This window comes from Photorhabdus australis DSM 17609 (assembly GCF_000711895.1).
In the GTDB taxonomy this organism is placed as follows: domain Bacteria; phylum Pseudomonadota; class Gammaproteobacteria; order Enterobacterales; family Enterobacteriaceae; genus Photorhabdus; species Photorhabdus australis.
This window is the reverse complement of sequence record NZ_JONO01000028.1, coordinates 19,082-32,292: the sequence shown is the minus strand read 5'-3', so window position 1 is coordinate 32,292 and position 13,211 is coordinate 19,082. Positions and strand designations below refer to the sequence as shown.

6 protein-coding genes are annotated in these 13,211 nt (G+C 43.1%); all 6 read left to right on the top strand.

Annotated elements, in window-relative coordinates; all coding sequences use genetic code 11:
• The first annotated feature begins 57 nt into the window (after positions 1-57).
• Positions 58-1,365 carry a hypothetical protein gene (locus BO26_RS09490; RefSeq protein ID WP_036771034.1) on the top strand — a complete coding sequence of 436 codons (1,308 nt, stop codon included), beginning with the start codon at positions 58-60 and terminating at the stop codon, positions 1,363-1,365.
• 559 nt (positions 1,366-1,924) lie between these two features.
• Entirely contained in the window at positions 1,925-3,220 is a 1,296-nt protein-coding gene (locus BO26_RS09485) for a hypothetical protein (protein WP_036771033.1), read from the top strand.
• Positions 3,221-3,496: 276 nt separating this feature from the next.
• Positions 3,497-4,804 carry a hypothetical protein gene (locus tag BO26_RS09480; RefSeq protein ID WP_036771032.1) on the top strand — a complete coding sequence of 436 codons (1,308 nt, stop codon included), beginning with the start codon at positions 3,497-3,499 and terminating at the stop codon, positions 4,802-4,804.
• A 645-nt stretch (positions 4,805-5,449) separates the two neighbouring features.
• Positions 5,450-6,706: a hypothetical protein gene (locus BO26_RS09475; RefSeq protein ID WP_036771031.1), complete on the top strand. Its 1,257-nt coding sequence runs from the start codon at positions 5,450-5,452 to the stop codon at positions 6,704-6,706.
• Positions 6,707-7,486: 780 nt separating this feature from the next.
• On the top strand, positions 7,487-11,935 hold the full coding sequence (locus BO26_RS09470) for a C-type lectin-like domain-containing protein (protein ID WP_036771030.1): 4,449 nt from the start codon (positions 7,487-7,489) through the stop codon (positions 11,933-11,935).
• The gene (locus BO26_RS09465) at positions 11,928-13,199 is read left to right on the top strand and encodes a hypothetical protein (RefSeq protein WP_036771029.1); all 1,272 of its coding nucleotides are present in this window, start codon (positions 11,928-11,930) and stop codon (positions 13,197-13,199) included. Before BO26_RS09470 ends, BO26_RS09465 begins: the two co-directional genes overlap by 8 nt.
• Positions 13,200-13,211: the final 12 nt, after the last annotated feature.

The following is a 13,211-nucleotide window of genomic DNA, read 5'->3' as shown; positions in this document are numbered from 1 at the left end:
CAGGATTGATATATGAAGTTATTCTAAATGTATAAATTTGAGATTAGGAGAACTTTTATGGAAAAAATAAGAACGGTTGCTGAGACTTTGGCAATATTACATCAATATCATCATCCGTTTGGTTTGGAACGACAGCCGAAGCAACTTAAGACCTCCGACTTTGACGGGCCGGTCATATTTTCTAACGATCTGGAAACGGCTACTGTGCTGCCGGCATTTTTTACAGTACAAACGATACAAGAGCTGAAGGCACTCAACGGTGTGCCTGACAGCCGGTATGGGCCTGGAAAAATGGAGTCCTGTTATCCGTTACCTGAACCATTTTCTGCTGAACGACTGGCAAACGTCTCTGGTCATCATATTGATTTGTGTAAAGCTTTTCGCGCCTATATCTATGGTGATTCTACTTTGGTTAAAGATTATGAAGAAATTCTTAATGCTAAGCGTTTTCCGGTGAAAGTTGCGTTATATAGTGGCGAGGAGATCACGGTTACCGCAGATAATCCATTGATTATTGAAGATAAAGAGCATTGTGGCGAACCGGTTGTTTTGGTGTACAACCAGATAACCATTGAGCCGGAAGGCAAAGTTATTTGCTACACCAATGGCAGGATTGAAGCGAATGTTATCCAGGGGGTTGGATTAGGTCCACAGCACTTTGTTAATAAAGGGAGAGATGGAAAAGATGGTACTGCTGGTACAGGTGGAAGCAATGGCGTTAGTGGCGTTAGAGGTCAATCTGGTTATGAGAGTAAAAATCGCTGTATAACTCAGCCTACATCAGGTACTGGTGGAACTAAAGGTTCTCCGGGAATTCCCGGATCGGATGGTGAACCCGGTCAAGAGGCGAATAAACTCATTGTCACATGTGATGAGGTGGGTGGGTCGTTCTATTTGACGTCTGAAGGAGGAAATGGGGGGAATGGGGGGCATGGTGGTGATGGGGGCTATGGAGGGGATGGGGGTGATGGGGGGTATGGTAGTATTTATAGTGGTAATCGCCGTCTTGCTACTAGCACACTGTGTAGTTCTGCATATGGAGGGGATGGAGCAGATGGAGGGGATGGCGGTAATGGCGGTAATGGGGGAAATAGTGGAGATGGGGGTGACATAGAGTTTAACTATTCTGCTGGTCATCCACAAATTAGTTATTCGGCGAGACCAGGTTTGGCAGGGGTTGGCGGTAGAGCGGGAAGGGGAGGGAAAGGCGGTGATGGGGGGACCTCGTGGTGTAATGTTGAGGATAACACTAAAAACTTAAGTTGTTGTGGCAAACCAGGTATAAAGGGTAGTGATGGAAATCCAGGGGAACCAGGGAAACCAGGAAAGGCGGGGCAGATATATATCAACGGCAAATTGTATTAATGTTCCATTTCCTAAATACAAATTGTTTGGAAATGAGTAATATTCATAATTTTATTGTTTAATAATATCGATAGGTTTCTGTTTTGTAGTGATTTTTGAAAAATACAATCATGCTTATTGTTTTTATTTTATAATAATCAATGAGGTAAATATATAATTGGAAATTTTGATTAATACCTATAGAAGGGTAGTGATGCATCACAGGAATATTTTCTTTAATTAATGAAAATAATAAGGGATTACACTAATATGTTAAATTGCGTTATTTTAATGTTGCATCCAATAGCTTTCTGTCAAGTGAATAAATATTTACCTAATTAATTCTCATAGAAATTATTTTTCTGGCATACCTATTGTTGAAGTGACTATATCCTTTGCCAGAAAGAATCGATGCTTTCGCTATTGCTAATCGGGTAATTAGTCAAAGGCAAAATTATGACTATTTAGTCATTCAGTACCACAATTGGTAGTAATAACAGTAGATACCTTGGAATTTGATCAAATAGACAACGGATATGTGAAGTTATCTTAAATAACGTATAAACTCAGGAGAATTCCCGTGGATAAAAGAAGAAATATTACTGAAACTTTGGCGATATTACATCAATATCATCATCTGGTTGGTATAGAACGGCAGCCAAAGCGACTTAAGACCTCGGATTTTGACGACAAGATAATATTCTCTAACGATCCAGAAACAGCCACTGTACCACCGGCATTTTTTACAGTACAAACCATACAAGAGTTGAAGGCACTTGGAGGTATACCTGACAGTGAGTACGGCCCTGGCAGAATGGAACCTCATCATCCGTTACCTGAGCCGTTTTCTGCTGAACGATTGGCAGATGTCATGGGTTATCATATTGATTTGTGTAAAGCTTTTAGGGCCTATATCTATAGTGATTCTAATTTGGTCAAAGATTATGAAGAAATCCTTAATGCCAGGCGTTTCCCGATGAAGGTTGCATTATACAGTGGGGAAAGAATCACTATCACCGCTGATAATCCATTGGTTATTGAGGATAAAGATAACTATGGCGAACCGGTTGTTTTGGTGTATGACGAGATAATCATTGAAGCCGGGGGCCAAATTATTTACTGCACTAATGGTCGGATCGAAGCTAACACGCTTGTAGGGAATGGAAGCTCTATAAATCAAGGCATTATCAATAAAGGCAGTCATGGTGCCAATGGTGCTGATGGTGCAATGGGGTTTCGTGGAGCTACTGGCAGTGATGGTAGTGATGGTATAGCAGATAAATATGGCTGCTTAGTTGACGCTACACCAGGTAATGATGGGGCCCCTGGTTCTGTCGGAGCACCTGGGGGAGATGGAGCTCCGGGTGGAGGTGCAAATGACCTGACTGTTGATGTTCAATATGCTACTGGGACAATAAAGGCGATAACGGTAGGTGGTCAAGGTGGAAATGGTGGTAACGGGGGGCTTGGTGGTGCCGGTGGTCAAGGTGGAAATGGGGGGAGTTCGGGGCCTTTGGGAAATGGAGAAATCAGGAAGTGTCTTAGTGCGGATGCGGGACATGGGGCAAATGGAGGAGATGGCGGAAATGGAGGGCATGGGGGTAAAGGTGGCGACGGGGGTAACATATATATTAATTACTCTGACGGTGATCCAATACTTGAGGTTGCGTCATATTGTGGTTTTGGCGGGGAAGGCGGGAGGGGGGGATTGGGTGGAATAGGTGGATTTCCTGGACGAAATCCTATTCCACGCTTTCCTGAAAAAAGTAAAAGATATGGGTTCAGTGGTGAAACTGGTAGTAGGGGAGAATTTGGCGATGACGGCATCGCCGGCAAGATATATATCAACGGCCATGAAAAAAAACCTGATCGCTAGTGAGTGGTGCAGCAATCCGCTTGGTCTGAGCTAATTAATTCTCATAGAAATTATTTTCTGGCATACCTGCTGTTGAAATGTTTTATATCCTTTGCCAGAAAAAATTGATGTTTTCGCTATGGCTAATTTGGTGATGAGTCAAAGGCAAAACTTTGACTATTTAGTCATTCAGTACCACGACCGGTAGTAATAACCACATATATTCCAGAGATTGACCAAATGGATAATGGATATATGAAGTTATCTTAAACAACATATAAACTCAGGAGAATTCCCGTGGATAAAAGAAGAACTGCTGCTGAAACTTTGACGGTATTACGTCAGGATTATAATCTGATGGGTATAGAACGGCAGCCAAAGCAACTTAAGACCTCGGATTTTGACGGCAAGGTAATATTCTCTAACGATTCAAAAACAGCTACTGTGCCACCTGCGTTTTTTACGGTACAAACCATACAGGAGCTGAAGGCCCTGGGAGGTGTTCCTGACAGTGAGTATGGTCCTGGCAGAATGAAATCTCATCATCCATTACCTGAACCGTTTTCTGCTGAACGACTGGCAGATGTTACGGGTTATCATATCGATTTGTGTAAAGCCTTTAGGGCTTATATCTATAGTGATTCTGCTTTGGTTAAAGATTATGAAGAAATTCTTAATGCTAAGCGTTTCCCGATGAAGGTTGCGTTATACGGTGGTGAAAGAATCACTGTTACCGCAGGTGCGCCATTGATCGTTGAAGATAAAAATGATTATGGCGAACCCGTTGTCCTGGTGTATGACCAGATAATCATTGAACCGGGAGGTCAAATTATTTACTGCACTAATGGTAAGATCGAAGCTAACACTGTTGTAGGGAATGGTAATGATAAAAAGCAGAGCATTGTCAGTATAGGCTCAGATGGAGCCGATGGTTTTGGGGGTGAACAGGGAAGTAATGGGGTTAATGGCAGCAATGGTAGTATTGGTTCAGATGATAAACACGGTTGCGCTGTCGCATCCACACCAGGTACTGATGCAACTGGCGGTTCTTCGGGGGCACAGGGGATGGATGGCAAAAGGGGGGGAAGTGCAAATGACGTTGTTATTAATGTTGAACTTTTTACCGGAGTAGTCAATGCGGCATCGATAGGTGGTAAGGGGGGAAATGGTGGATATGGCGGTAATGGGGGGAATGGAGGGAACGGTGGAAATGGGGGAGATCCAACAAGCGAATGTAGTGCTGGATATGGAGGAAGGGGAGGGAATGGCGGAAATGGAGGGGACGGGGGGAATGGGGGTAAAGGTGGGGACGGGGGTAACATATATGTTAATTTCACTGAGGGTCAGCCAGTAATTAATGCTCTGTCGCGTGGAGGGGATGGTGGAAGAGGCGGGGATGGAGGTAAGGGAGGAATAGGCGGATTAGGTGGGGCAGGTGGCGTTGGTAATAGAGGAGTAAGGACTGATGGTCATCCAGGAGTCTCTGGTGAAGGGGGTAATGATGGAGAATCCGGCGGTGACGGTACTCGTGGCAAGGTATATGTTAACGGTAATGTACAGAAGCATGGTGATAGTCAGACTTTAGACTGGTTTGAACGACTATAAATCTCTACAGGTCAGTTGTTTGTATTTCATAATGCATTTTCCTTTGGAGGGAAAGATGCTGAAGTATAGCAACTGACCGCCTTGCCAGAAAAGTTCACTTATTGGTTGAATCCAGGCTACACAATTGGCTATTTTATTTTTCTGTGCCAGTAATATTTAATTGTATAAAGTTTAGATTGAAATTATCAATTGATTTAAATGAAAATAGTGACGCACCATAAAAAATTCATTTTTATGATGGAAAAAGCAGAAAGGCATATTAATATTTTTAGTTATTGAAATAAAGTTTGCATTAAATTACTTCATATAAACTGAATAATTTTTTAATTGATTGTAGATGTTTATGAATAAAGTATAGGGGATATATCAATTCCCCTGAAATTATTTATTCAGTTGTTGAATGTCTATTGTGATGAATAAAATAATCACGCAAGAAGATAAGATGAGAGTGAAAATACACATTGTGAACAACGACAGGAGATAAGTTACTTTGTCTATTAGTTTTCACTCTAAACGGAGATAAATATATCATTGAATGATTAATATTCTGTATTTAAAGGGATTGTGTGAGAATAAAATATCGTGGGCAGTTATATAACGGAAAGATGATTCTAAAACTACAAATTTATATTCAGGAGATTTCCTATGAATAAAGTAAAAATTGTTGCTGAAACTTTGGCGGAATTGCGTGAGCATTATCGTCTGATGGGGATAGAACGGCAACCAAAACAATTGAAGACTGCGGATTTTGATGGACCGGTCATATTTTCCGATGATCCGAAAATAGCCACTGTTCCACCCGCATTTTTTACCGTACAAACGATACAAGAATTAAAAAGGTTGGGAGGTGTGCCTGATAGTGATTATGGCCCTGGAGGAATGGAACCACATCATCCATTGCCTGAACCTTATTCAGCTGAACGGTTGGTGAATGTCACGGGTAATCATGCCGATTTATGTAAAGCTTTCAGTGCTTATATTTATGGTGATTCTGCTTTGGTCAAAGATTATGAAGATATTCTTAACGCTAAGTGTTTCCCGCTAAAAGTTGCGCTATATGGTGGTGATAGCATGACGATTTCGGCGGACAAGCCATTGATCGTTCAAAGTCGAGATAATCACGGTGAACCTATTGTATTAGTTTATGAGCGGATAACAGTTGAACCTGGTGGACAAATTATTTATCGCACCAATGGGGCTGTTCAGGCGAATACCATGACAATGGTTAGCTCTTTGGGTTCAGATAGTGATCAGACCAATATTACTAATCGGGGAAGTGATGGAAATCATGGTGGCAACGGGGCTAATGGAAGTGATGGAAAGACCGGTAGTCATGGTAATGCCGGACAAGATAACAAAAGCTCCTGTGCAAAGGCTGCTACGCCGGGTACTAACGGGAGTGACGGTACAGATGGCGGTGCTGGAAACAATGGCGAAAATGGCGGCGACGCAAGTGATATTGTTCTGAAGGTTGCCCATCTTGTCGGTACGGTAATCCTGGAATCGACAGGAGGTAATGGTGGTAATGGCGGTGCCGGTGGTAAGGGGGGAAGAGGGGGAAATGGGGGTAACGGAGGTAGCTCTACTTCTTACTGTGGTGCTGGAAGAGGAGGGAATGGAGGGAATGGAGGCAAAGGGCAGAACGGTGGCAATGGCGGTAAAGGGGGAAATGGGGGCAATATTTATGTTACCTATGAGAGTGGAACCCCTGTCTTTAAGGCTCAGTCTGCTGGTGGTATGGGAGGTGAAGGTGGTTATGCTGGTTACGGCGGGAGTGGGGGCTATGGTGGTAGTGGTTCTCCTGGTGGCAGTTCTGGCAAAATTGGTGCATCGGGGAATAATGGGATTGCCGGAACAGAGGGTGTTAAGGGGTCTGTGTATATTAATGGAGAACGCCAGTAATGACAGGAGACGCTGGACATTCAAATTTGTGGTAACTGTTGAGATAAAGAGATAATAGTCACTATACCTGTTATCTTTCAAGTTGCCTCTTTGTTGGCTGCACTCACTTACCCCGGTCACATTATTACCCGCCTGTGATTACAAGCGGGTAATAGTAAAATATTTTGTAAACAATATTTCATTTCTTGGTTTTCTTTATATTTATAAAATAATAATAAATTCAAATTTGGTAAATGTATTTAAATGTTTTAGCTGTTGATTTAAGGTGAGAGTTTATTCTAAGAATATAGGGTATATAACATCGATTTAACTTGCTGGTTTTTACTTAATTTATATTAATAATTTCATTGTGAAATAATCGAGATCTATTTGTATCGGGTTGTTATTTGATTGAAAATGCACTATTTCACGTGGCAGATTTATTTTACTATGGTGATATTACTTAATTGTATTGGTTTGAAGTTGGGATAATTAATTGGCATACATTAAAAAATTGCAATGTGTCACAAAAATATCTTCTTTATTTGATGGAAAAAGTGGAGAATCACATTACTATTTTATTGATAGAATTTAAATGCCACATTTGATCATTTTTCGTTAAAGTGGACAAATGTGGCATTTAATTAATTCTAGGTATTTGGGCTTAATAAATAGGCTTTTGAAGAGATATATTAATTCTCAAGGGGATTATTTATTCAAATTTTTAGGTTGAATGATTTATGCAGTTATTAAGAGTTTCTTGTGATAACTAAAATAATTACTTAGAGAGATGAAATTCAAATGAAGACACATACTTTACATTTTGATTTAGCTCAAGGTCATTTACGTACCCAATCCAGCCAATTGAGTCTCTGGGTGGGTGAATATAATATACCGTTGCAAGAACATGATGAGTCAAGTTTAGCCAAAGCGGCTGGCGAGAATCCTGCAATAGATATGGTTCTGCGTTACGGTTCACACAATATTAGCCATTTCGCGGAGGTACCTGAACACTATTTTTTACCTCATCACGTTACGCTAATTAAAGTAGTTGGTGATAAATCCGGGCCTTATCGCTCTTCATTACCGGTTCTTTATCATCTTTCTTATCATATTCCCAATGCTCATTTACATCGTTATGCCAAACGTAACATAGAAAAATTGGTGGTAAATAATATAGCGATGGTTTTGCCAGGCAAGCTTAGTGCGCTTGGTGTTAATAGCCAACATTTAGCACGAAATTCTGTTCATTACAGTGATTTGTTGGTTGCGACTAATGAAATGAAAACACCGTGGGATGTTGCTTGTTCTATTGTGTTTTCCCATCCGGAATTGTCTAACAGTCAAGCTTATGCGGCATCAATTGTGATGGATGCACATATTGCTCCTCCAGAGGCAATAGACCCACAGCAATATAACCGAGTTTATGAACTGGCTATATCAATATCGAGTCAGGGACCTGCAACAGAAACCGGTGGTTTTGCCACTTATGGCCAATTGGTTGACCCTGATGGCAATGCGATGTTTTACGAATTTGACTGGGTGGGTGAAGACGGACAGGTGATTTTCGCCGAAGGTGATCCGGTGATGCAATATAATCTATCGGATGAAACAGAGAATTATTCAGGGTCACCGGCCTCTAATGCGCTGAAAACTTCACATAATGATACTCGTTTGCAAAATCATAACTGGAGTGTCAGCCAAAGTGCGTCTCTCGACGTTACCGAATTCAAAGATCAAGCTTCAGCATTGAATGCTCCGCGAAATACCAGCCAAATTTGGACCGCCACTAACCGCACACCTAATCATGGTATGGATGTGTATCCTGACAGCATCCGTTACGATCCCGGTCAAAGCCATTTTTCCGTTGATTTTAAAAATAAATACTTACGTCAGCTTGGTGTTTATATTCAATTCTTTAAAGACACTGAGATGAAACAGCCGATCGATAATCCAACGGTTGATGGTAATTGGCCGTTTTATTTCCCTAAAGAGTTAGCGGAATTATTTGAAACGCCATCACAAAAAGCCCTTGGGGTGTTGCCTAATGTCAATACGATCATGGGAATTCCGATGCCCACTGATCCCACAAATTTTGGTTTGCCTTGGCCGGCTGAAGCTCAGTCAGCTAAATTCTTGTTTGGTGGCTTGGGAACTTCCCGTTGGGATAACCCGATTGTTTGGCCGGGTGTGATTTTAACCGGTATGTTCCAGTACGGTATTCCATCTCTGATGATGTTGGCCGGTGCCGCAGTGACCAATACTCAGTGGTATAAGGATTTTATTTCTAATAAGGATAACGTTGCCATATTAGCAGGCATAGCTTTCCCATTGATTGGTGGTGGAGCAGCTGTCGGAGCCGCATTATTTAATACTAAAAAAGTGCTCACCAGTTTAGCCAGCATTGCTATCGGTATTCTGGCCAAGAAAGGGCTGGAAGCATTAGCCACTTATGTTACAGCTCAGATAGCTGCCAGTGCAGCTGCTCAGGCGGTTCCGGTGGTGGGTTGGGCATTCCGGCTCGCTTCAATTGCGCTGGATGTTGCGCAGATTGCAGTGACGACGGGGGAATTGCTTTCCACGCCAGCCACCCTGGAAGTGGATATCAAGCGTCAGATGACTTTGGCTTTTACCCTGCATCCCGATCCAGCTCATGGTGAAGTGGGTCGCCCGGAAACCGCAATCTGGCCGCCGGTGGGAGTGCAGTGCCAGGTGACGGTCGAATATACCAACGGCACCTACTACACCCAGACTATTCCATTACCTACAACCGGTTCCAATACACCGCTAATTTTTAATTTCAATTCGGTTGGTTGGGGAGGAACTCTGAAAATTAAGGCTAATGTTTATTCTGCTACTGGTTGGTTAGCGGGGAGCTACGTCAGTGAGCTGCTGAATGCGCAACCAGACGATCCTAATGAAGGCATTATGCGCGTCAGTGGCAATATAAAAGAGATGTTGGTGCCTCTGACTCAGGTGACGCAATATGAATATTGGGAACAGTTGTCTTACGATAGCGATAAAAAAGAGTATCAGTGGATTGAAGGCAGTGTGCCGTTGGAAACCCAATCTTCAACCAATTGCAGCAATGTAGGTAATAACATCTGCAAGCTGGTCAATATGACAATACTGAATTCAGATTATCAGGTTGGTTATTGCTACCAGGCTTCCGGTCAGAATATCCCATTGGAAGATCCATCAAGCCCTCCAAATAGCGGTCAGATGTATGTGTTGCAAAACATTTCCACTTTGAGCAATGACACACTGAATGAGCGTCTGAAATTATCTGAGGTGGGTTTCAAAGTACAACCGCTGATCAGTTATAACAGTTTTGGCGAAGGACCGGACGATAAAACCATCACACCTTATAACTTTATTATTGATTCACGATTCGGCGAATATCACTTGCGTCGCGTCGATCTGCGTGACGGCAGACATGATTTTGGTTTAACGGATAATCCGCTATCTTGGGGAACTTTCACGATTCCTCATCTGGATGCAATGGTGGTTCATCCGAGTGGTTATGTTATTGCGGTCAGTTGGCAATACAGCAAGATGCAGATTCTGCCGTTGGGAGATCAGGGTTACCCGGATGCTCAGGCGCCAGCAGCCCAGATTGTCTCTGGCGAAGGGATTCGACAAGGGCTAATGCATGGGCCAATTGCCCTGACTGTCACGCCAGATGGTCGCATCTTATTACTGGAAACAATCAATACCCGTGTTCAGGCGTTTGATACTAAAGGCAACCCATTTCCAAGTTTTCCAGGGGCAACACTGTTTAAACTGGCTACTGCTGAGTATCAGGCAACACTGGATGCTCAGGTGTTCTCTCCAGCATTACAACAAGCATTCCGTGAACAAGGGTTGACATTCCTGTTTAGTAACAGTGATCCGAACTTCATGCATTCACTGGATGCCGGATTGCTGGATGAGCAGATTATTGCTGCCTTTGCTGAGGACGGGATCTATCTGAGTTATAACCAGACCGCAGACGGTAATATTGACCCAGTTGGCAGCACAACGGTTGATGTGATACAGCAAGGGCAGAGTTGGTTGGTATATGATCCGCAGAAACCTGCAACTTACACGCTAACTGCTCAGGGACCAACGGTATCCGTATATAACGATTTGAGTAATGTGCAGGTTATCGCTATCGGTCAAGGTGTCAAATGGCAAATTGACGATCTTGCTGGCGCCCGCTCCTGGTTGTTAACCCTTGATGTAACGAATCCGGCTGAAATTATAGTCGCTGATTATCTGTCCTATATGCCGCTGAATAAGCCAGACGGAATAACTTATCTGGATGTTGCGGTTGAGTCTAAAGGATATATTTATATTTTGTCGTACCGTAATGAAGGGCGTGATCCAACGGATTATATTCTCGATATCTATGAGCCTGACGGTAAGTTCCTGGTCACTGTCCCTGATTCGACATTAACTCCTGATCCGACTAAACGTCAGCATATTGTTGCAGCGCATCTGGCGATAGATTCATTCCGTACTCTGGTGGCGATGAATTACGGCAAGTTCCTGGGGGAAAATCAACGTACCCAGCCACAAATCAGCCAATGGACGCCGACTACACCAATATTCGATCTGAATATCGATCAATTACCGATCTTCCAGCAACACGATATGGATAAAATCCGTGAAGTTTTTGCGGATAACAAACACCCTCTTAGTCATCAGGCAACTATCGAAACTATCAATAGCAATGGTTATTTCATCATTACCGATGTTGATACCCGTTACCCGGTTATTTCCACAGTAGATAGCGATAATTTGCAGATTATTTCTGTCTACAGTTTCTCGGAGAAAAATATGTTATTAAAAAGTTATAGTTCAGGATTTAAAGCGGTCTTGCAATTATTAGGTATCTCAGAGAGCGATGTAACGGAGACAGTCGTTATTCCATCTTCGTCGCAAGGCTTTTTACGGCCTGATGATCCACAGTCACTGGCCCCATCTCATCAGTCAAACGTGTCGTCAGCAGCGGAGCTGTTGATCCTTTCTGGTATCCCCCCGGTTGAAGCGCCGATAGCATTTCCGGCACCCGTTGATGTTTTTGCGATTGGAAAATTGGTGATTGCTAATGGTGAGACTTTGGAAATTAACAGCCCAAATTCACAGCCTATCGTGGTAGCGGTGGATACTCTGGTGATTGAACCGGGTGGGCAACTGATATGTGACGCTAATGTGATTCTAAATGTACAAACTTATACCCAAACTCAGGAGAATACCCATGAATAAAATGAAAACTGTTGACGAAACTTTGGCTATGTTGCGTGAGCATTATCATTTGACCGGTATAGAACGGCAGCCAAAACAATTGAAAACGTCGGATCTTGACGGGCCAGTCATATTTTCTCACGATCCGAAAATAGCTACGGTGCCCCCCGCGTTTTTTACCGTACAAACCATACAAGAATTGAAGGAACTTGGCGGGATACCTGACAGTGATTATGGCCCGGGTGGAATGGAACCCCATCATCCGCTACCTGAACCCTATTCTGCTGAACGGTTGGCAAATGTCACTGGTAATCACGCTGATATATGTAAAGCTTTTAGAGCTTATATCTATGGTTATTCTCCTTTAGTCAAAGATTATGAGGATATTCTGAACGCTAAACGTTTTCCGATGAAAGTCGCGTTATACAGCGGTGAAGATATCGTTGTCACTGCAAGTAACCCATTGATTGTTGGAAGTAAAGAGAGTCACGGCGAGCCTGTTAACTTGGTGTTTAATAAGATAACGATTGAACCTGGCGGTAAGATTATTCATTTGACTAATAGCACCATTGAGGCGAACGAAATTGTCATCGTTAATTCCCCAAACCCATATCCAACCCCAGGTGATAATGATGATCCACCCTTTATAAATATTGGAGGTAACGGAGGCGATGGTGGGAGCGGAAACAATGGTTCTGATGGAAGAAACGGCAGCAATGGTAGTGCTGGTAAAGATAATAAAAACTCCTGCGCAACGCAGGCTACGAACGGTACCGCTGGTGGCAGTGGCACTGATGGCGCTGGAGGAAGTGATGGCGAAAAAGGTGAGGATGCGGGTGATGTTCATTATCAAGTAGTTATCGTTGAAGGTCTTGTGAATATGGTGACACAAGGCGGTAATGGCGGCAATGGCGGTAACGGTGGTAATGGTGGTAGCGGTGGAAAAGGGGGGGATGGCGGCTCTTCTACTAGCGAATGTAGGGCTGGTAATGGTGGCAATGGTGGCAATGGCGGCAATGGTGGTAACAGTGGTAACGGCGGTAATGCGGGTAACGGTGGGAACATCTATTTTACTTACCAGAAAGGGAGTGCGACATTCGGGGCTAAGGCAATTGGCGGCAACGGTGGTAAAGGCGGCAATGGTGGTTCTGGGGGAGCTGGTGGTGGTGGTGGTACGGGTTATATCAGTGGTAGCCCAGGTAAAGGTGGTTCATCGGGGACCACAGGAACTGCCGGAAAAGCAGGTGCTGTAGGTTCAATTTATGTCAACGGCAAAAAACAATAATGGCAAGGAGGA

What these genes read in the sequence shown, in the direction of transcription:
- BO26_RS09490 (WP_036771034.1), top strand. Translation starts at nt 58, where the DNA reads ATGGAAAAAATAAGAACGGTTGCTGAGACTTTGGCAATATTACATCAA.
- BO26_RS09475 (WP_036771031.1), top strand. Translation starts at nt 5,450, where the DNA reads ATGAATAAAGTAAAAATTGTTGCTGAAACTTTGGCGGAATTGCGTGAG.
- BO26_RS09470 (WP_036771030.1), top strand. Translation starts at nt 7,487, where the DNA reads ATGAAGACACATACTTTACATTTTGATTTAGCTCAAGGTCATTTACGT.
- BO26_RS09465 (WP_036771029.1), top strand. Translation starts at nt 11,928, where the DNA reads ATGAATAAAATGAAAACTGTTGACGAAACTTTGGCTATGTTGCGTGAG.